10 protein-coding genes are annotated in these 22,406 nt (G+C 57.5%); 3 read left to right on the forward strand and 7 right to left on the reverse strand.

Annotated features, from left to right (window positions below):
- Positions 1 to 155: 155 nt before the first annotated feature.
- The 3 genes from AC3Y2E_RS16165 to AC3Y2E_RS16175 all read right to left on the reverse strand — a co-directional run bounded on the left by AC3Y2E_RS16165 (position 156) and on the right by AC3Y2E_RS16175 (position 5,558).
- On the reverse strand, positions 156 to 1,076 hold the full coding sequence (locus AC3Y2E_RS16165) for a dihydrodipicolinate synthase family protein (protein ID WP_379212045.1): 921 nt from the start codon (positions 1,074 to 1,076) through the stop codon (positions 156 to 158).
- 36 nt (positions 1,077 to 1,112) lie between these two features.
- On the reverse strand, positions 1,113 to 2,201 hold the full coding sequence (locus AC3Y2E_RS16170; protein WP_379212047.1) for a bifunctional heptose 7-phosphate kinase/heptose 1-phosphate adenyltransferase: 1,089 nt from the start codon (positions 2,199 to 2,201) through the stop codon (positions 1,113 to 1,115).
- Positions 2,202 to 2,351: 150 nt separating this feature from the next.
- Complete coding sequence (locus AC3Y2E_RS16175; protein WP_379212049.1) at positions 2,352 to 5,558, reverse strand: alpha-mannosidase; 3,207 nt, start codon at positions 5,556 to 5,558, stop codon at positions 2,352 to 2,354.
- 475 nt (positions 5,559 to 6,033) lie between these two features.
- Here AC3Y2E_RS16175 and AC3Y2E_RS16180 point away from each other — a divergent pair, with 475 nt between their 5' ends.
- Together AC3Y2E_RS16180 and AC3Y2E_RS16185 are read left to right on the forward strand one after the other, a co-directional pair.
- Complete coding sequence (locus tag AC3Y2E_RS16180; protein WP_379212052.1) at positions 6,034 to 8,079, forward strand: ABC transporter ATP-binding protein; 2,046 nt, start codon at positions 6,034 to 6,036, stop codon at positions 8,077 to 8,079.
- Between the two features lie 307 nt (positions 8,080 to 8,386).
- Entirely contained in the window at positions 8,387 to 10,756 is a 2,370-nt protein-coding gene (locus AC3Y2E_RS16185) for a glycoside hydrolase family 31 protein (protein ID WP_379212055.1), read from the forward strand.
- Positions 10,757 to 11,821: 1,065 nt separating this feature from the next.
- On the opposite strand, the gene AC3Y2E_RS16190 is transcribed toward AC3Y2E_RS16185, so the two are convergent.
- Complete coding sequence (locus AC3Y2E_RS16190) at positions 11,822 to 13,177, reverse strand: ABC transporter substrate-binding protein (protein WP_379212057.1); 1,356 nt, start codon at positions 13,175 to 13,177, stop codon at positions 11,822 to 11,824.
- 171 nt (positions 13,178 to 13,348) lie between these two features.
- Here AC3Y2E_RS16190 and AC3Y2E_RS16195 point away from each other — a divergent pair, with 171 nt between their 5' ends.
- Entirely contained in the window at positions 13,349 to 16,324 is a 2,976-nt protein-coding gene (locus tag AC3Y2E_RS16195) for a TIM-barrel domain-containing protein (RefSeq protein WP_379212060.1), read from the forward strand.
- Positions 16,325 to 16,478: 154 nt separating this feature from the next.
- Here the strand turns inward: AC3Y2E_RS16195 and AC3Y2E_RS16200 are convergent, their stop codons facing one another.
- The 3 genes from AC3Y2E_RS16200 to AC3Y2E_RS16210 all read right to left on the reverse strand — a co-directional run bounded on the left by AC3Y2E_RS16200 (position 16,479) and on the right by AC3Y2E_RS16210 (position 22,320).
- Positions 16,479 to 17,612, reverse strand: a complete 1,134-nt coding sequence (locus AC3Y2E_RS16200) for a response regulator (protein WP_379212063.1) — start codon at positions 17,610 to 17,612, stop codon at positions 16,479 to 16,481.
- Complete coding sequence (locus AC3Y2E_RS16205; RefSeq protein WP_379212066.1) at positions 17,587 to 20,748, reverse strand: ATP-binding protein; 3,162 nt, start codon at positions 20,746 to 20,748, stop codon at positions 17,587 to 17,589. Before AC3Y2E_RS16205 ends, AC3Y2E_RS16200 begins: the two co-directional genes overlap by 26 nt.
- Before the next feature lie 186 nt (positions 20,749 to 20,934).
- The gene (locus tag AC3Y2E_RS16210; RefSeq protein ID WP_190925642.1) at positions 20,935 to 22,320 is read right to left on the reverse strand and encodes an extracellular solute-binding protein; all 1,386 of its coding nucleotides are present in this window, start codon (positions 22,318 to 22,320) and stop codon (positions 20,935 to 20,937) included.
- Positions 22,321 to 22,406 lie beyond the last annotated feature (86 nt).

Raw genomic sequence — 22,406 nt, forward strand, 5'->3', positions numbered from 1 at the left:
GGCGAAGATCGACATTCTTTATCCGGAGCAAGCCGCTTGCCACAGGCGCATGAGCGCCGCGTGCAAGCTTAGCCCTCAAACTTTCCTTAATGATTAAATTATAGTACGAGAATGGCTGGAATGCATGTTAATCCCTTGTAAATTTTAGCCTCGGTTTACGTTTCCTTCATGATCCGCTCCGCCGCTCTCAGCCATACCGCCATTCCCCGTTTGGCCGATTCGTTGGCGCTTTTCCCTTTCCGTGTAAGCGGCTCCAACGGAACGCCCCGCAAGGAAGCCAAATATTTGGCCGTCGCCGGATACCCTTTGCCGAGCACGCCGTCGAGGAAGACTAGCAGCTCGTGCAGCCGGTCCGCCTCTTCCGTATCCCCGGCCTGTTCCGCCCGCCAGTAAGCGAGCAGCACGTCGGCCGCCGCCGCCGAGGTCGTAGCCATAATTCCCCTTGCACCCCCGCGCACCGCATCCGTCAGATAGGACATATTCGCCTGGAACACGATTCCCCCGGTAGCGCTTTCAATTTTCGCTCGAATGCCTTCGGGTGTGCAGGTCGTATCCTTAATGCCCGCAACTCCGTGCTGCGACACGAGGCGCCCGTACACAGCCGCCTCTACAAACCGCGGGGAAGCTAGCGGACATTCGTACAAAAAGACCGGCAGCGGCGACTGCTCCGCCAACCGGGCGAAATAATACTCGAGCCTGCTCTGGTCTTCTCCCATCGAGCCCGGTGGAATCAGCACGATGCCGGAGACCCCGGTCTCGGCCATGCGCTGCAGTTCCTCCGCATGTTCATCCGGGTCAGCCTGCACGTTGCCGGTCGCTACCACCGGCGTGCGCCCCGCTCTCGCGGCGGCGCGGCGGGCCAGCTCCAGACGTTCCTGCAGCGTCAGGCATTCCATCTCGCTGCTGCCGCAGACGGCGAACAGCGCATGAGGCTCATGGGACAGCTGCCAATCCACGTAGCGGTCGTACAGACTCCAATCGATCTCTTTGCTCGGCGCAAAAGGGGTGAGCAGCAGCGCATGCACGCCTTCGAACCGTTCCTGTTGCTTCCCGTTTGCCGATGCTTGTATGGACATAACTCCATCTCCTTCTGCTATTGAAGCCGGAACCTTTTATTGCGATTGGTACGTTTTGAGGAGCTTGGCGGTTTCGTCGAATCGGTTCAATATTTCTTGCGGCGTTGCCGATCCAGCGCGACCCAGCTTCCGGACGGACACCGCCGCGGCGAGATGCGCGAACGCCGCCGCTTCCGGTCCGGCGCAGCCGGCGCCAAGCGCGGACAGGAACGCAGCCGTAAACGAGTCGCCTGCACCGACGATATCGATCGGCGGCGCAACGGCAGCGGTCGGGATATGCGTCACGTGGCCGTTCTCGAACCAGAGCGCCCCCTTCTCCCCCATCGTCACGCAGCACGGAGCTTCCACACTTCTGGCGAGCCGCATGCCGGCTTTCATAATCTCGTGCTCCGAGGACGGATGGAATTTCAGGCTGCCGTAACACCAGCGCAGCGCTTCCAGCTCATTGGGCTTCACGATCACTCCCCGGTACTTGCCGATATTCTCCCGGCTGTCGATGACGACCGTCTTGCCTTTGCCCGCCCAGTACCGGAGCCGGTCGCGCAGTGCCGTGCCGATCGCTCCGCTCTTGAGCTGATCGGTTGCGCCGATGATATCGACCTTGGCGGCCATCCGGTCCAGCTCCGCCACGAGCCTCCGCTGCATCACCTCGTAAGGGGCGTCCATGTTGATGAAATCGATGCGCGGCGCTTCCTGTTGTGCATCCTGCAGGCCGTGCAGGATCGTCTTGCAGTAAGCCGGGGTGACCCGGTTCGGATCGGCCAGCATATACGAATCGTCGATCCCGCGGTTGCGGAACGCTTCCTTGAGCAGCGCCCCCCGCCAGTCGTCGCCGACGATGGAGCAGAAGCTTACTTCGGCGCAGCCCAGCTCGCGGAAATTAGCCGCCACGTTGCCGGCGGCGCCGGGAGCGAACTGCTCCCGGATCACCGGCAAGTTATGATGCGGCGTCTCGCGCGACAGCTCGCTGACCGTCATGTCGGCATGCCAGTACATATCGAGACATCCGTCTCCCACTACCCCCGCTTTTAACGTAGAGATGCGGTCCAAAATCTCGATAACCCGCCCGCGGGTCAATCCGCTATATTGTGGAACGGAAGATAAACTCAATAATTCCTCTTCCATCGAATGATTGTCTCCCTTCCCACCCTCGTCTTGGACGCATCCGGCGGTCGTTCTTCCAGTGCAATTTCAGAGCTTAGCCTATGGGATGAAAAGATGTTGGCCAGTGGCCGGCTCTCCTTTTCAACCCTCATCTTTCGCTCTGAATTTGAACTAGTCTGCGCTCAGCGCCAGCCGGAACGTCTTCAGCTCGAACGGTTTGAAATAAGCGTTAAAGTGATGCTCGCCATGCTCTACCGCAACCGGCTCCAGCTCCGACAGATTGACTTCCTCGGCTTTGCTCAAGCTATAGTGAACCTGGAACGTGACTTCTCCCCGCTTGCCTCCGTACTCGTAACAGCGCACGATCCATTCGTCGGAATCCTCCGCCTTCTTCACCGTGTCGATCATCACGTGATCGCCGCTGACGCTGATCAGGCTGAGTGCCGCAGGAAGCGCCGCTGACGCGGCTTCCGTACCGCCTACCGGCAGGGCGGCGGCCAGGACCGGCACGTTGAGCCGGTGAGCCTGCTCCACAGTCCCCGCCGCGAACCAGTCTCCGTCGTGCGGAAGCAGCGCGTAGGTGAAGACGTGCTCGCCCTTGTCGCATTCGGGATCGGGTTTGTTCGACGATTTGAGCAGCGTGATTCTCATCACGTTGTCGCGGATGTCGTGGCCGTACTTGCAATCGTTCATCATGCTGACGCCGAAGCCCCGCTCGGACAAATCGACCCACTTGTGCGCGCACGACTCGAACCGCGCGAAGTCCCAGCTCGTATTCCAGTGTGTAGGCCGCTGTACGTGACCGAACTGAATCTCGTAGGTGGCTGCGGTCGCCCTCACGTTCACCGGGAACGCAACCTTCAGCAAGGTTTCCCGCTCCTGCCAGTCTACCCAGGTGGAGAAATCGATGCGCGGATCGTGCGCATACAACAACACGTCCTGACGGATCGTCGTCTTGCCGTATTGCCAGACGAAGCGGATGACCGCCCGCATCGGCCCGTTCTCCAGCACCTCGAACGTGCGGATATCGGTGACGCGGCGCACTTTCTCGGTATAGAAGATGTCGATCTCCCAGTTGTCGTGTTTGACCGGCTTATCCTCGTGCACGTCGAACCGGTTGCCCGTCTCGCCTGCGGCGAGCACTTCCCGGCCGGTCCGTTTATCGTACAGTCTGGCGATCTGTCCCGCTTCGTTCCATTCGATCTCGTAAAACGGCGTCGATACCGAGCGTCCTTCGAACGTGAAGGCCGGGGCTTCCGCCGCAGCCGGAGCAGCGGCATCCTCCATCCGGATCGTCGTATACCCCATCGCCGGTATGGCGTTCACCCGCAGCTGCAGGCAGTCCCCGTCATCCAGGCCGCTGACCCGCTCGGCGCTTACGAGATTGCCCTCGGCATCGCGCCAGCACTTGCCTGCGAACCGCGCTTCCCACGGAAGCTGGACCAGTTCGCTGCGGCTCCAGGGCAGCGAGTTGATCACGATCCAGCCCGGACGTTCGTCCCCGCCTACGAAGGAAGCGATCCGGGCGACACCGCCCGTCAATGCCTCTTGTGCCAGCTGATCGGCCTCGGCATATTCCACCCGGCAATCCTCGTACACCGCCGTAATCGACGACCCCGGCAAAATATCGTGGAACTGGTTGCGCAGCACGATTTTCCAGCTGTCATAAAGCTGCTCCTGCGGATATGACGCATACCCTGCCAGCGGGCTGCCGAAGCTGGCGACGATCTCCGCATCACGGAGCTTGAACTCCATCCGCCGGTTCATCCGCTTCACGTACCCTTGCGATGTGTAAGTCCCGCGGTGCAGCTCCAGGTACAGCTCTCCGTCCCACCGGTGCACATAGCGGTCCGTCGACGAGACCGTGCTCTCCAGCTTGTTGAAAAACTCGTCGGCCCGCCCTGTCGTCGCCTTCGGCAAGCCCGGCATGTTCTCCAGCCGTCTGCGCAGCTCGAGCATCGTCCGCGTAGGCCCGCCTCCGCCGTCCCCCCAGCCGTATGAGAGCAGCAGCTCGGAGTCGTTGATTTCCTTGTCGCGGTAATTGTTCCAGATTCCGATGAGCGTCGCGGGAAGCACTTGGCCGTTGTACGTGTAAAACCGGGTGAACGGGCTGTCGGCCAAGTCCGGGTCCGGCGTCGTAATGTAATGCGTCAAGATCTCGGTGCCGTCGATCCCCCGCCAGTAAAACGTATCGTGCGGAAACCGGTTATAGACGTTCCAGCTGATTTTCGTCGTCATGAAATGTTTCAGACCGCTTTTCTGCAAAATTTGCGGCAGCGCCCAGCTGTAGCCGAATACGTCAGGCAGCCATAAATACTCGCATTTGGCGCCGAATTTCTCCTCGAAATAACGCATCCCGTACAGCAGCTGGCGGACAAGCGATTCGCCGGATGGAATGTTACAGTCCGACTCGAGCCACATCGCGCCGCCCGCTTCCCAGCGGCCTTCGCTGACCCGTTCCTTGATCTTCGCGAACAGCTCCGGATAATCGTGCTCGATATATTCGTACAGCTGAGGCTGCGTCTGCAGAAACACATAATCCGGGAACTGCTCCATCAGACGGAGCACGGTCGAGAATGAGCGCGCCGCCTTCTCCCTCGTATGTTTCAGCTGCCACAGCCAGGCTACGTCGATATGCGTGTGGCCGATACAGCGGACCGTAACGGGATGGAACTTCGGCAGAGCGTCCAGCTCGGCCTTCAGCTTCGCGTTCGCTTCCCGGACGCTGGCGTAAAACGCCTCGTCGCCCGGCACCCGCCAATCGAGCAGCAGCAGCGAGCGGTCAAGCGCTTTCAACAGCGCCTGCTTCTCCCAGCTGTTCTCCGGCAGCACCTTGACCGTATGCCATACCGCGAACGCCGTATAGTACAGATCGTCCGTTTCCGTGTCCAGCAAGGCGAGAGCCGACATCGTGAAGCGGTGCTCCAGATCGGTCTTCAGTCCCGACTCCCCGTTTAATCCGCTCCATATTTTAAATAGAAGCTCGACCTTCTGCCCGACGAACGATTCGGAGAAAAATACTTCTTTATGATTGCTGCCGACTCCCTGATAAGGCGAGCCGTTCACATACAGGAGCGATTCGAACCCCGAGTTGTAGCCGGCCCCGGTTTTCCCGAAGTCGAACAAGCCGACCACAGTCCGGCCCGACCATTCCGGAGGAACGAAAACGTCGGCCTTCAGCCACGCCGTCAGGTCGTAGCCGCTCCACCGCTCGCCTACCGTTATGCCCCCCCACTCCGCATGATCCGGCGGCATGGCGCCGACCTCGGCTTGCCGGTCGATCCACATCCGGTAAGACGGTATTTCACGATGATCGAGATAGCGGTACTGGTCCAGTTGCGCGATTCGTTTCTTCAGCTTTTCGAACGTTAGAAGCATAGGCCCCTCCTATAAAATCGATCCTGAATTTAATTAATTTAATCATAAAGATAACTCTCGATTTTGTAAAGTGTTTTTTCCGGTTTTTTCCCTGAAATCTGGCCGGACTTGTCCGCGGGCTCCTTGAATTTAGCCGCCTGTGGCGCCGTTTTCCGCCATATTTCGTATTTTTTTATTCACAAAGATAATTTCATTTTTACGAAAACTACACATTACGGACCGAGCAAACATCCGTTTTCGGCACCCGCGGGCTATATTTGCAAAATAGTAAGGAATTCGATGAAATGATGGGATAAAGCATCGTTTGTTCACGAAGCTGACGTAATAAAGCGTCTCCCCCCCTTCAACCGTTCTTAACAATTACCCCGTATGGTTATAAAATGTGGGGGAAAATGTGGCAAATCGCACACACGTTCGTATTTGCCGGTAATCACCTAAAAAAAGACGGATGGATGGACCAAGGGGAGGAAGAGCCATGAGCACTGGCGGCGATTCAGGAACGGGTAAGGGTACGCGAACGGGAACGGGGACAGGGACGGGGACGAGTACAAGCACGGAGACATCCAAGAAGAAGCTGATCCGGAGGTATTTGCAATTCGTCAAGCCTTATTGGCACTACTTGGCGGCGATCGTCGCACTGGGCATGCTCCAGTATGTCGTGCCGCTGTCAAGTCCGTGGCTGACCAAAATTTTGATCGACGATGTGCTGGGTCAGTCGGATTCCGGTTGGACGCTGAAAAAAGTCGTCGTTATTTTCGCCTCGATTTATGCGATGAGCGTCGTCGTTTCGTTTTTCAAAAGCCTGCTCACGGCGCGGCTGGGAAGCCAGATGGTTGCTTTTGTAAGAAGGCAAGTGTATGAGCACATCCAGAAAATGTCGCAGCGGTTTTATGATAACCAGCAGGTTGGCGGGTTGTTGTCCCGGGTCATTCACGATGTCAACGGAGCGCAAAATTTGGTAGGAAATACTGTGATCAATGTGCTGTTCGATCTGGTCATGGTTATTTTTGCTGCCTTCTTCCTGTTCTCCTTGAACTGGCATCTCGCCCTGCTGTCGCTCTGGCTGCTGCCGATCTACTACTTGTCGTTCACGAACCTGAACATCCGGATCCGGTACGCGTCGCGGGCGGTGAACCGTCAGATGGAGCGCATATCCGGCGTGCTCGTCGAGAGAATCTCGGGGATGAAGGTCGTCCAGTCGTTTAACGGGGAACATACGGAGCTTGAGCGGTTCGACAAGCAGACCGGCCGTCATATCAACCATTCGCTGGCCGCTCAGCTGCTGTCCAACCTGCTGGGGCGGATCAGCGAAATCGTCGGGCATTCCGGCACGCTCATCACTTGGGCGGTCGGCGGGGCGTTCGTACTGAACGGCGAGATGAGCATCGGTTCCCTGATTGCGTTCCAGGCTTTCCTCGGTCAAATGTACGGGCCGATCCAGCGTTTCGCCGACGTGAACGTCACGGTTCAAAATGCGATGACCAATATCGAGCGAATCTTCGAGCTGCTCGACGTCGAGCCGGACGTGCGCAACAAGGATAATGCGCTGCCGCTCAAATCGTGCCAAGGCGATATCCGGTTCAAAAACGTTTCGTTTACGTACGAGACGGAGCTTCCGGCCCCGAGAACCGATACGGTCCATAACGATCCCGATCTGGTCGAGCTGCAAAAGCCGGATCGATCGTTCTACTGGTATCCGCCCAAGACGAATCCGACCGTACTGCCGACAACGGTCGAATCACGGACCGCGCTCGAATCGATCAGCTTTCACGCGAAGCCCGGTCAGGTCGTCGCTCTGGTCGGCCCGAGCGGTGCGGGCAAATCAACGCTGATCAATTTCATCCCGCGGTTTTACGATGCCGATCAGGGGACGTTGTATCTCGACGGACGGGACATTAAGGAATACGATTTGCACGACTTGAGGAAGCAGATTGCGGTCGTGCTTCAGGATAATATCTTATTCTCCGGAACCGTCTATGACAATATCGTCTACGGACGGCCGGAAGCCTCGATGGACGAAGTAATGGAAGCGGCCAAGGCAGCCAACGCCCATGACTTTATTATGAAATGGGAGAAAGGCTACAGCACCGTGCTCGGGGAACGCGGACTGCGGCTGTCGGGCGGCCAGAAGCAGCGGCTGGCGATCGCGCGGGCGCTGCTCAAAGATCCGAAAATATTAATTCTCGACGAAGCGACGTCCGCCCTGGATGCGGAATCGGAAGCGGTCGTCACCGAGGCGCTCGACAATCTGATGAAAAACCGCACCACCTTCATTATTGCGCACCGGCTCGCCACCGTCGTCAGAGCCGACATCATTCTCGTCATGGACAACGGCCATATTGCCGAACACGGTACGCACGAGCAATTGCTCCAGAAAGGCGGCTTGTACCGCGAGCTGTACGAGAAGCAGTTAAAGGCGATGCGGCCCGAAGGGCTGGAAATCGCCGAGGTGGCGGCAGCTTCGGCGACGGCTTCGGCAGCGGCGGCCCAGGCTCAACAGCCTGCTCCGGTCACCGTTTGATTCGACAAAGCAGCGGCGCGATCCGACATTTTTCATACACTTATACACAAATTTATGCACACTATCTACAGGGTAAAAATCCTTTATCCCGTTAATATTCCGAGTTTCATCCACATATCCACAGAAGCGCTTGTCCACAACTTGGCGGATGCGGCTTTATGCACAGGCGGGACATGAAACGGTTCAGAGCGGTACGCTATAATCCGACAGGAACGCATCAGATTACGATAAGATGCAACCGAATTGCCTACTTTCCCCGGACGGATTCCGCCTATAATGAGCCTATCCAAGGGAAAGGGGTAACCGAATGTCGACACCATCTGCATTTGTTCCACATACCGCAAAGGGAGCCCGGCCGCATAAGTTTATCCAGTTTCAGGTGAGCGGCGGCGGGTATATGCGAATCGAACCCGTCGCTCCGCACACGTTCCGGGTCCGGCTAAGCGAGTCAGACGCGTTTCCGGAGCCGCCGCTCGTCCGTTACGGCGTTATTACCCATCCGGACGGCGAGACGGATTATGAGGCGGATTACGAGACGGACCGGGACGGACAACGGCTGACGATCCGGACGGCCGGCGCCATGCTCAACATCGATACTGGCAGCGGCACCGTATGCTTAAGGAAGCCGGACGGGACGATGCTGACCGCCAGTTCCGTCCCTCCTTGGTCGACCCGCAGCGGATTTGGAGCGGAATTCGTCCTGTCCGAGGATGAGCGTTTCTACGGGCTGGGCGATGTCACCCGAGACCGGATCGAGCAGCGGGGACACCGCTTCGACATGTGGGTGCTCAACGTGAAGTCGTATGCGCCGATACCGTATTTGATGAGCAGCAAAGGCTGGGGATTGTTCGTCAACACGACCTCCCGCCATTCGGTCGATATCGGCAAGACGGTGGCAGATAAATTGAGGTTCTGGGGACGCAGCGGCGAGCTGGACTTTTATCTGATCGCAGCGGACAGCTACGCGGGTCTGCTCGATCATTATACGAACTTGACCGGCAAGCCTCAGCTGCTGCCGATCTGGGCTTACGGACTGACTTTCGTCTGCAACCAGCAGGCAACCGCCCGGGAGATGCTCGACGATGCGGTTCAATTCCGCAGGGAAGGGATTCCGTGCGACCTGATCGGGCTGGAGCCGGGATGGATGGAGCACCGTTACGACTACTCGCTGAACAAGAGTTGGCATCCCGAGCGCTTTTATCTCCCTGATTGGGCGAATCAAGGACCCGGCACCTTTATCGGGGCGCTGGAGAGGCAAGGGTTCAAGCTGAGCTTATGGCTGTGCTGCGACTACGATTTGACGCACCATGAGGAACGTCTGGCTGGAGGAACAGATGAAGCCGGACCGGCGGACACCGGCCCCGCCGACTTGCACCCGGACGATTACGAGCAGGATACGCGGCTGCAGGAGCCAACCTACATGGATAAAATCACGAAGCCGGAAGAGCCGTGGTTCGCCCACCTGCAGAAATTCGTCGACCAGGGAGTCGCCGCGTTTAAGATGGACGCCGCCAACCAGACGCTGGAGCACCCCGACCGGAAATGGGGCAACGGGCTGGACGACAACGCCATGCACAATCTGTACCCGCTGCTGCTCGGCAAGCAAATGCATACCGGCTTCAAGGAGCAGACCGGGCGGCGGTCGATGATCTACTCGGCCGGCGGATATGCGGGCATCCAGCGCTATGCGGCCACCTGGGCGGGAGATACCGGCGGCGGTCCGAGGCCGCTCGTATCCGTTCTGAATCACGGATTGTCGGGACATACGAATACGAGCTGCGACATGGAGGTTTTCACTCCGGCTGGCATTCACTTCGGATTTTTGCAGCCATGGTCGCAGGTGAACAGCTGGGCTTACTGGCGCCACCCTTGGCTGCTCGACAAGAAACAGCTGCAGATGTTCAAGCTGTACGCCAAGCTTCGCTACCGGCTGCTGCCTTACATTTATTCCGCAGCCCATACCGCCGCCCGGACCGGACTGCCGATCGTTCGCGCGATGCCGCTTGCTTACCCGGACGATCCGAATTGCGCCAATTTGCTGCAGCAGTACCTGTTCGGCGATTCGCTGCTGGTTGGCGCCTTTACGGAGACAATCTATTTGCCTGCCGGCGAATGGATCGACTATTGGACCGGCGCCCGGCATACCGGCGGACAAGAGCTGCAAGTGAGCGTTCCCGGCCATGCCGGCGGACCGCTCTTCATCCGCGCCGGCGCCATTTTGCCCGAATGGCCGGAGATGGACTATGTCGGCGAAGTTTCGCTGGAGCGGATCGGACTGCGCGTCTACCCGTACGGAGACAGCGAGTTTACGCTTTACGAGGACGACGGGGCGACGTACCGGTATTTGGAGGAGCAGGTGGCGGTCACCCGCATCCGGAGCCAGCACGCCGGCGGGCGCACCGTTATCGGGATCGGCCCCCGGGAAGGCCGCTATGAGGGGATGCCGGACACCCGCACATTCGAGCTGTTCGTGCATGTGAGCACAAAGCCTGCACAGGTCACGGTCAACGACCAGCCGTGGCAGGAGGAGCCGAAGCGGACATCCGGCGAGGAACAATCGGCGGAAAGCCCGGCGACCGCATGGACGTATGACGATGAAGCAGCGGTCGTCCGCTTGCTCGTAACCGAGGACCCGGCGAGGCTGGCGGGCGTGACCGTCGAGCTTCTGCAGAAGTGAGCCGACGCCCCCGGCAGAGCCGCTTTATGACGACATCAACCACCAGATTTCACCCTACCGGGGAATCTGGTGGTTTTGTTCGGGCAAGGGCATCGGCGGAATCAAGCCGGGGGTTCGGGTAGCTTAGTTAGCTCAGGTAGCTCGGATAGCTCAGTTAGCTCAGGTAGCTCAGGTAGCTCTGGTAGCTCTGGTAGCTCTGGTAGCTCTGGTAGCTCAGTCTGCTCAGTCTGCTCGTTGACTCAGGTAGCTCTGGTCGCTCTAGTAGAGTAAACAACGGTTTTCTGCGTACAGCCAATCCCTGCAAGACTTAGGTGTATCACCATGACTTTGATCTACTCGTCCATTCGACTCTTCAACAAACAATAAGAGGTTTTAGCAGCTCTTATTTTTGGAAAATTACCCTTTTAGATCTAATAAGAGATGTTTGCACCTCCTATTTTTATCAAAATCAACGATTGGGAGAGTTTACCCTCAAATAAGAGCTCCTATCGAGGCTGTCGATTCATTGTGTAGAAGTGTTAGAAAGGCCGTTCCAAGTGAAAAGTTACCTTCTTCTGCTCAGACAGGTTGTCCGGAATCCCTTGATTGAATAAGGATTGTAAGGTAGGGGATTCCAGACAAAACTCGCCAGAAGGTAATCTTTTCCCTTTCCACTTGGTTGTCCACAATGAATCGACAGCCTCGCTAGAGACCGTTAATTCCAAAAAAGGTCCGTAACGAACGCCATGAGGGCCTTAGCGGCCCTAAACTGATACCAGTTCCAATCCTTTCCCGGATCTTAAGGGGCACTCTTGGCGTGAGCGAAGGCGCAATTGGGTCTATTATCCATTTTTTACTAGATTTATTCGGGGCTGATATGCGGCAAGGCTGCGGCTCTGGCTGCAGCCGGTCCATACCTTAATCTTGCGGCTCGGTTCCCTGCTCCGGTCCGCCTTCCCTCCCGGACTCGCTGCACTCGCGATTCCGCACAAATCAAAAGCCTGCGGACATCCGCAGGCCTCCAATTTCAATTTCAATTACCAGCCGCCGCATTCGGGTAAAGGCAAGGGTAAGCGCTGCCCCGCCTTACTTCTTGGCCGCTTTCGCTTCGGAGATCCCTTTGTTGATCAGCTCCTCGGCCGTCCGTAAAGCCGTGTTGGCATCAACCTCGCTGCCTTCGACGATCATTTTCATCACTTCGCCGATTAAGATGGATTGCGATTTGGTGAAAGGCGTCAGGCCCGCCGCTCGGATCGGAGGCTCCGGAGCCGGCTTGTTGTAGAAAAACGAGGTGACGTGTTTTCCTTGGTAAAGCGGATTGTCCTGGTTGAACGCTTTCTTCATCTCTTCCGGCATTTGGGCCAGCGGCGGAGCGATTCCCACCTTGGACAGCTTTAGCAGCACCTCGTCCGAAGTCAGATGCGACATGACGTTAAAAGCCGCCTCCTTCTCCTTGCTCGTGTTCGTGATGAAGAAATAGCGCGCGCTTCCGGCAAGTCCAATGTTCGGTTTATCCTTATAGGTCGGGACGGATACGATATCCCACTCGAACGTTTTGTAATTGTCCGGCCGGGCAAATACGGTCATGGCGGAGACGCCGGTCTCAAATACTTTCAAATCCTCCTCGGTGTAACCGGTTTTGGAGTCGAATTTCAAGCCGGGCAGCTTGTAGAACCGAACGATCCCGTCGACGATCTTTTTCCATTGGTCGGTATTGACGGCCGCCTTGTCTTCCTTCGGATCGAGATACGGCAAGGAGTACTGGTTGAATTCCATGAAGATTTGATGCCACCGCTCGCTGTAGCCGCGATACTGGACGCCGTCCTCGAAACGCGTCATCTTTTTGGCAATCTCATACACGTCGTCCCACGTCATGCCGTCCTTCGGATACGCGACGCCGAACTTATCGAATAACGTCTTGTTGTAATGCAGCGCATTGGCCGGGGCGTTGACGGGAAGTCCGATCACTTTGCCGCCGGCGTAACCTTTCATCGCATCGATGAAGACCGGCTCGATCCGGGTCAAATCGTACTTCCGGGTTTTGATCAGCTCCGAGATATCCTCCGACAGCCCGTATTCTTCCATTACAAAAGAGATCGTTCCTTTGGTACCGATGACGATGTCGGGCACGGAGCCGGCTGCGACGAGATTTTGGATCTCCTGTCCTTTGACCGCCGGTTCGGCTGTTTTTAAAACATAATTCGGATATTTAGCCTTGATGATCGGCGCATAAATTTCATCGAATTCTTTCTTGGTCATCGAATTAAGGTAAAATGTAAGCTCGGCCGCTTTCTGATCGTCCGTAACGGACGGAGCCGCCTTCCCGTCCTTCTCTCCGGCGGCCGGGGTGCCGCCTCCTGAGCTGCAGGCCGAGAGGATAAGCGCAAGAATAGCGGGAACAAGAACGGTGCGCGGACGAATAACGCGAGACTTTTTCATCATGAATGGTTACCCCCTGTGATGTATGATTAATTCGGACATTAGAGCCATTATACGATGTATTCGCTTACATCACATAGGGAGTCTGATTGCAGAGCATCGTAATTTCATGAGGGAATGCGCATTCTATGCTATAATATTCGGTAAATTACAGTTGTCCTAAGGGGGGATCTCATGCTCGGAGAACAACGCGAACATTCTGATGTTCAATTTCGGACCGCCGCTGGGGCTTATGTTCGTCTGCAAGCCATTACCCCCCGCACGTTTCGCATCCGCGTGAGTGAAACGGAGCACTTTCCGGAGCCGCCGCTGGTCCGTTACGGAATCGTACGTCTGCCCCCCGATCCGGCAGCGATTGAAGTAGAAGAAGATGGAGACCGGATCACGATAAAGACCGGAGCCGCCGCTCTCCAGGCAGACCGCCGCGAGGGTACCTATACGCTGTACGGGGCGGACGACGAAGTTCTCACCCGCCAGATCGCAGCTCCCCATAGCGGGGCGGAGTCCTGCTGCGGAGCCAGCTTCCGGCTGTACCCGGACGAGCTCCTGTACGGACTCGGCGACGAAACCCGCGACAAGCTGATGAAGCGCGGGCATCTCGCTCACATGCGGCTCCAGAAACGGGAAGCGCACGCACCGGCCCCGTTCCTGATGAGCAGCCGGGGCTGGGGATTATTTATCCATACGACACTTCATCACGAGATCGATATCGCGCATACGGATTCCGACCTGATCCGCTTTTGCATCCCCGGAGACCAGCTGGACTATATGCTGTTCACAGGAAGCAGCTATGCAGATCTGCTTGACGAGTATACGGGGCTTGCCGGACGACCGCAGCTTCTTCCGATCTGGGCGTACGGTTTATCCTTCATAAGCAACGAGCAGGCCAATGCCCGCGAACTGATCGAGGATGCTCTGAAATTCCGCCGGGAAGGAATCCCCTGCGATCTGATCGGCCTGGAGCCGACCTGGATGGAGAAGCGCTACGATTACTCGACCTCCAAGAGATGGCATCCGGAACGATTTTATATCCCCGGCTGGAGCCCGAAGGGGCAGCATACGTTTATCGGGACGCTGAAAGGGATGGGCTTTAAGCTTAGTTTATGGTTATGCTGCAACTACGATCTGAGCCGGTACGAGGAGAAGGCTCTAGCGCAGCGTCATCTTGCTCCGGTCGGCGGCGGAATCGCGCCTGGTCAGGAGGAACTGCCGGATGAGCTGGACGAAGGCTGGTATGCCCATCTGAAACCCTTTGTAGATCAGGGTGTAAGCGCATTTAAACTAAGCGAAATGAGCCAGCTGCTCGGGCTGCCGGACCAGATGTGGAGCAACGGGATGAGCAACAGCGAGATGAACAATCTGTATCCGCTGCTGCTTGCGAAGCAGATGTACGACGGCTTCAGGAGCCAGACGTCGACACGCCCTATGATCTTTACCGTTGCCGGATATGCCGGCATCCAACGCTTTGCTTCGATGTGGACGGGCGGGCTCGGCGAAGGAGTCGGCGGGGACTACTCCTTGATCACCCTCTTAAATGACAGTTTATCCGGCATCTCCAGCGTGACGTACGAAATGGACATCCACACTCCGGAAGGCATTCATTTCGGCTTTTTGCAGCCATGTTCCAAAGTAAACAGCTGGGCGTACTGGAGACATCCGGCGCTGCTGGACACCGGTCTCCGGGATCTATTCAAAAAGTATGCGAAGCTTCGCTACCGGCTGCTTCCTTACATTTACTCAGCCGCGCATACGGCTTCCCGGACGGGTTTGCCGATCGTCAGAGCGATGCCGCTGATGTATCCAGGCGATCCGAGGGCGCGCAGCCTGACGATGCAATATATGTTCGGCGATGCTTTTCTGGTTGCGGCGTTTACGAACCGGGTTTATTTGCCGGAAGGGACATGGATCGATTATTGGACAGGCGAACGTTACATCGGACCGCTTGATCTGGAATACGACGCGCCGCAGGATACTGGCGGACCGCTGTTCGTCAAAGCCGGCACCATTCTTCCCATGTGGCCGGAGATGGATCATATCGGGCAGAAACCGGTCGAACCGATGAGTCTGCATCTGTACCCGCATGGAGAGAGCGGGTTTACGCTGTATGAGGACGACGGCGTTACTTTCGGCTATGAGAACGGAGAATTCGCCCTCACGGAGTTTGCTTGCGCAAGCAGCGACCGCCGGACGTCCGTATCGATCGGCTGCCGCAACGGGCGTTACAACGGCATGCCGGCCCGCCGAAGCTACGAAGTATTGCTGCATCTCGGCAGCGCAGGCAAGCCGTTGAAAGTTAAAGTAAACGGAACCGAGTACAAGGAAACGTCCCGATCCAAAAAAGGCTCCGCAGCCGCCGGCTGGCTGTTCGACCGGTTATCCGGAGTGGTGGCGGTGCATGTCCAAGAAAAAGAGAACGATTCGGAGCCGGTCCGCATCGAGCTGATCCACGCCGCTCCCGCCTCGCGAAAATCCGGTGCCGGTTCGCCCTCTAAGCGTGCGGCTTCGCCGGCGGAACCGCCCGTTCCGGAGAAAATGCTGGAGATCGGCCTCGAGACGGGAGACCCCCGGAAGACGAGGGCCGCCATGGAGAAACTGCTGGAGGAGCGGCTCGGCCCGGCGCCGGCCCCCGGGGAGATCCGCGGACATTTTCTGTATCTCAGCGGTCTGCTCGCCCGGTTTATGGAACGCAAAGGCTGGACGATGAACGAGGCGGTCGGGGAAGAGTACGATTCGTTTCTGGACCTCCACTCCGTCTCGCTGAAAGAGGAAGGCTGCGACAGGCTGATCCGGGCAGCCGTACGGGTAGCGGAATACTCGGGCAGGATGCGGAAATCGTCCGTCCATCCGCTCGTCCAGCGGTTGAAAGATATGGTCGAGCAGGAGATGGACCAACAGTTCTTCACGCTGAGCGTAGCAGCCGAGAGGCTGCATGTGAACGCCTCCCACTTAAGCCGGCTGTTCAAGCAGGAAACGTCGCAATCGTTCTCGGACTATGTGATGGAGAAAAAGATGAACTACGCGAAACGGCTGATGGAGCAAGGTTGCAAGGTCAGCGACGCTTCCGCCATGGTCGGCTTTAAGGATACCGGTTATTTTATCCGCGTCTTCCGCAAATATTGGGGAGTCACGCCCGGCGAGCTGAAGCTGTAAGCGGAATCCAACGGACATCCGGGCGATACAGCCCAGCGATACAGCCCAGCGTTATTGCCTGGCAATAGAGCCCAACAATAAAACGCAAGGCGGCACGCACCGTCCTCCTTAGGTCCGGGGGTTACGGCATGCCTCCTTGCGTTTTTCGGATGTATCAAGCCATTTCCTGGACCAACCGTCTGTATGCCTCCGCAGTCTCGCGGTCCGGTTCGATTCCGAGGTCCGTGTGCAGCACCCGTACAAACGATTCGTAATGGCTTATTAGCGAACCGTAATCTTTCAAGGACGCATACGCCTTCATGAAGAGCAGACAGCATTCCTCCGAATAAGGCTCTTTCTCCTGGACCGTCCCGAGCCGGCGGATCGCCAGCCGCTCCCTGCCGGTAGCGAGCTCGTACGCGGCCGTATGCAGACTGAGCTGGACGAAGCGGCGGGAAAGCTCTCCTCTTACCGCTTTCGCCCAATCGTAATCGTGCTCCTCGAGATAATCGCCGCGATAGAGGGCCAACAGCCGGTCATTGCGCTGCCAGCCGCTCTCCGTCGTCACCGGTTCGCCCGCCTCCCCCTGCTCGAATTGCTCTACGTCCGTCGCAATCCCGTCCAGGATAATGCGGTAGCTGTCCTGGGAATATTCCACTCCCGCCGAGACCGCCCCCCATTCCTTCAGCATCCTCCGGATCTGGTATACCGACGTGTGCAAGTGCGTAATGGCCTTGTCCTGCTTATACTCCGGCCACAGCTGGTCCATAATCGCATCCTTCGTCACCCATTGCCCCCGCATATGGATCAGATACGCGAGCAGTTCCTGCGCTTTTTGCGTCCTCCACTTCAGCCTGTCGCCGGCACCGGCGGCATCCTGCAGCGTAAGCCGCTTCAAGCAAAGCACCGCCGGCTCCTGCACGACTGCTGCCGGACGCAGGCTCCGGCGTCCGACGTCTTCTTCGATCCGGGCGATCGTTTTGGCGAAGCGAAGCGGATCGACCGGCTTCAATACGTAATCGAGCGCGTTCAGCTCGAAAGCATCCAGCGCATAATCCGCATACGCCGTCACGTATACGATCCGGATGTCGGGATCGATCTGCTGGATGTACTCCCCCGCCTGAAGTCCGTTCATCTCCGGCATCCCGATATCGAGAAAAACGATGTCGGTTTTGTCTTTGGCGAGGTGGGCGAAGCCTTCGCGGGGGTTCATATAGGCCCCCGTGACGTTGACCCGGCCGTCTGTCTGGATCATCCGCTCCAACTGCAAAAGCGCCGGCTTTTCATCGTCGATCAAAATGGCTTTCATCTGCATTCTCCCCTCTGTTCCGTTTGCGCCAGGCGGCCGGCAAACTTTTGGGCACCTCGAAGCTTACCCGTGTCCCGCGCTTCCACTCGGTCTCAATCCGCAGTCCCTGCCCGTACAGCGTCAGCAGCCTTCCGTGGATGTTGCGGATGCCGACACCTCCTTCGGAAAGCTCGCCTGCCAACACGGAAGCGAGCCGTTCCTCCGTCATGCCTACCCCGTCGTCCTCAACCGTTACGCTGATCGCAGATCCGGTGTTCTTCACCTTGACGAGCACCGTCCCTCCGGACGCTTTCTGCATGACGCCGTGCCGGATCGCATTTTCGACGATCGGCTGGATCGTAAGCGGAGGGATCATGGCGAGCGAATCGTTGTCGATCTCGTATTCGACCTTCAGCCGTTTATCGAACCTCGCCTTCTCTAACGAAACGTACGACTGAATCAGCGCGACCTCTTTATGCAGCGGAGTCAGCTGCTCCCTGTTGCGGAAATCGAAGCTGGCCCGCAAATAGTTGCTCAGCTCGACGAGCAGTCTCGTCGCCAGCTCCGGATCGGACGGGCAGAAGGCGATAATCGTATTCAAAGCGTTGTACAAAAAGTGCGGCTTGATCTGCGCCTGCAAAAAAGCAAGCTCCGACAATACCGCGGAACGTACCGAATTTCGCATCGCAAGCAGCGTATGTACACGGGCGCGCAGCTCGTCGGCGTCCACCGGCTTGCCGAGAAAATCGTTCACCCCCGCCTGAAAGCCGACTCGGACATCTTCGGGCAGGCGTCTGGCCGTCAGCATCAGCACCGGAAGCTCGGATAGCGAATACCGGCTGCGGATCGCGCGGCTCAGCTCGAGTCCCGACATCTCCGGCATCATCCAATCGGCCAGAACGAGATCGACCGGCCGGCCCGAGGTGACGATGTCCAGCGCTTCCCGTCCGTTATCGACGGCGATGACTTCGTAGTTTTCCAGAGCGAGCAGGTTGATCAGCACTTGCAGATTGACCGGATCGTCATCTACGAGCAGCACCGTGGAGACAGTCTCCCTCCCTTCCTGGCGAGTCCCCCGCTCCGCCGCCGAAGCGGCTGTTTGCCTGAAAACTTCGGCAGGGCTCTCCCCGCCGGGAACCGGCTTTCTGGATTCGGGCGTCACCGGAGGTCCGTCCGATGCAGCCGGAAGCGTAAAGTGAAAGACCGAGCCGCGTCCCGGCTCCGATTCGGCCCAGATTCGTCCTCCGCCCAGCTCCACCAGCTTCTTGGAGATGCTCAGCCCAAGTCCGGTTCCCCGGCTGGCCGTATCGCTTTCCACGGGATCGGTCTGGTCGAACGCTTTGAAAATATCGGCCATCCGCTCCGGCTCGATCCCGACGCCCGTATCGGCAACGGAAATACGCACGTGACCGTCTTCCGCTGCGGCGCTGATCCGGATCTCGCCCTGCCGCGTAAACTTGATGGCATTGCCGAACAAGTTGTACAAAATCTGGCGGAGCCGGTCCTCATCCGTATGCAGACCAGGCAGCTCCTCCGGCCATTGCTGGACGAAGCGGATTTTTTTCGGGGTGGCGAGATGTCCGACTACTTCCAGTACCGATTGCGATACCGCCTTGAGATCGACGTATTGACGGCGGAGCGTAATTTGCCCGTTCCGCAGCTTGGCGAAATCGAGAATATCGTTAACCAGCAGCGACAATCGTTTCCCGGTCGAGACGACCAGAGCCAGATCGGAGGACATCTTCTCGTTCAGCTTGCCTGCCGCACCCTCCAGCAGCGACTGGGAAATATTGATCATTCCGTGCAGCGGCGTGCGCAGCTCGTGGGATGTGTTCGCCATAAACTCATCCTTCAGCCCGTCCAGCGTAAGCAGTCTCTGCGACAGCTGCTCTACCTGCACGAAGGAATTCGCAAACCGCTTCGCAAGCAGCAGCGCCTGTGTCGTGACGAACAAAAGCATCTCGAACGGAATCAGAATCTGATCCTCGAACACGACCAACAGGTCCACCAGATAAACGACAATCATGACGACGATGCTGAGCATGCTTAACAGCATAAGGAGCGAATCCTCCGAACGGCTTCGCATTCCTTTCCACATGGCGGCAACCACGTAGCCGATCGTGACGACCGAGATCGCCACATACGGAACGAACTTGGAAATCCAAATGACCGGAAAACCTACGGCAATGATAATCGTGCCTGCAGCCATGATCCGCGATAACGCAAGAGCGATTCCGGAATAGGACAACGGAACGATGACCATGACGTACCGGAGCAGAAAATAATACACGTACACAGAGGAAATCGTCTGGATTCGGGTGAACGTCTCGTAGTTCATTCCCGGGATCAGTCCCGCCATCAGCTTCTCCCCGTGAGTCAGCACGTACACGAGAGCGGCGCAGCAGAACAGTCCCAAATAAAGCAGCGCCGTTTCCTTGCGCCGCAGACGGTGCAGGACCAGGAAATAGATGCAGGGAATCAGAAAGCCGGCGGCAGTGACCCAATCCCCGAACAACGCTTCTTCCCGGCTGTCCATAATCGACTTCTGGTCGCCGAATAACATCGGATAAAAAAAACCGCCCGGCGAATAGATATAGTTCGCCACCTGGACAATAATCTCGACCTGACCGCCCGGGATCGAAGCGAAGGCCACGTACGGAACGTTGCCCGACTTGCCCTGCCCGGCCGATATGCCGGGATCTCCGCTGGCGCCCGCTTCCTTGCCGTTCATAAACACGCGGTTGGCGGAGCGAATATTGGTAGTCCGGATTCCGTAGATCGCATCCTCGCCTTCCCCCAGCATAATCCGTAACCGGTAGGTCGCATAGCCGGCCGAGGAAGGCTGCCCTTCTTCGGCGATGTAATCGTCCCACTTGCCGGGAAGGTGCATGATGCCGGTCAATTCCGGCTTCTGACCGCCAGTCCCTGCCGCAGCTGCGAAATCGTCCGGCGTCAACAGCTGGTTCCGGTAAAATTCCCACTCGCCTGTCAGTCGGACTTCCCCGTCCTTGCGGAAATTCCACTCGCGCAGATCGAGCCATCCCTGCACGGAGCGCGGATTCCGGTCGACCGAGACGGCAAACTGAATCAGGCTGTAGATTGGCAGAGCCAATACCAGGGCAATCCCCGCGATAACTAGAATCCACTGCTTCTTCATCGAAGTCTCCTTGCCTGCCAGCTGTTCATCCCTCTTTTTTTCGAGAGAGACCGGCTGTATTCCTTCCTGCCTGGCGGCGCAATCGCAGAAAAACCGGAGGCAGGGCCTCCGGTTTCCAGATCGTCGATATAGGTGGGGTGTACTCGAAGCCGGACCCGTCATCCGTTCTTCGTTCGCCGGCCCGCTTTACGGCGCGATCGCGGACAGCAGCCGCTCGAGCCGGGCGCAAAACGTCTCTTCGCTTTCCAGCCCGGCCCAATACAGGCGCACTTCCTTCTCGATCATCCGCATCTCGATCTCGCCGATGTTCATCTCCGTAAAGAACCGGTACGATGGAACGATTTCCCGGAACAGCGAAAACCGGGACGGCCGGTAACCGGCCTCCTCCCCGACCCATTCCGCTGCGGGCTTCAGGGCCGGCAAGCTGTACGTATGCCGGCGGATCTCCAGCTGTGCGGTGTAGGAGGTCAGGTAGCGAAGCAGCGTCATAGCCGCTTCCTTGTTCGGCGATTTCCGGTTGACGGCGAGGCCGATGCTCATCAGCAGCGTAGCCGGGTCCCCGAAGTGAGGCACGGGGGCGATATCGAACGGAATCGGGCTATCCTTCAGAAAATTAAGGTGGAAATAACTCGTCATCATGACCGATACTTTGCCTTGCATGAACAGCTGCTCCGAATCGCCGTTGGCGATGTTCTCCGACAAGATCGGGAAATGCTCCTGCACTTCGCGGCAAAAGCGAAACGCCTCCATCATCGGAGTACCGTTCAGCTTCAGTTCGCCGCCGTCATCCCGCGCGAACGACCGGCCGCGCTGCAGCAGAAATACCGACCAGCGGTTGGCAGACAGAAAGTGGTAGTAAAACCCGAGTCTCTCGCCCGGTATCGCCAGCTTGGCAGCGTTGTCGAACAACCGCTCCCACTTCCAGCCCCCGTCTGGCTCATGCACGCCTTTTTCCAGAAAATGCTCCCGGTTGTAGCAAAGAATAACCGGCGAGAAAATAAAGGGCATGACGTGCTGCTCGCCGCCCGACGTATACGCCTCTGTCAGGAACGGGTAAATGTCCGGGTCCGATTGCACCGGCTCCCAGATGTTCGCCCATCCCTTCTCCAGAAAGTAGCGGTAGTGATTGTAATTCAGCGTGATGACGTCAAGGATGCCGTTATCCATAAACTGCTTGATCACATCCGGGTGCTCGTTCGTAATCGGAATCGCCTCGACGCGAATGTCCGGGTGCAGCTCGTGGAACTGCTCCAGCAGCGAACCGATCCCGGCTTCGCGGGGAATCGAGGTGTTATAGCCGATCCGGATCAGGGCAGGCCCGCTTTCGCGGGCCGAAGGTCCGGTCACCTTATTGCCGACTCTCGGAATTTTATCGATCAGCCCTTCGGCAACAAGCTGTTCCAGTCCTTTGCGGACGGTCAGATTGCTGAGATTATATTGCTTGGAAAACTCCCTCTCGGACGGAAGAAACTCGCCGGGCACTCGTTGCCCGGAAGTAATCTCGTCACGAATCGTGTTGACGAGGTCGTCCAATCGGGAGCGGAACATTTTGCGGCTGGAACGGCTTTCCATGCTTTTGACCTCCAGAAAGTTCAAAACCGGATGCTGGACAAGAACGGATATTTCTCCAAATCATATCATGCGTAACATTTCTGGAC

This window comes from Paenibacillus sp. MAH-35 (assembly GCF_058135425.1).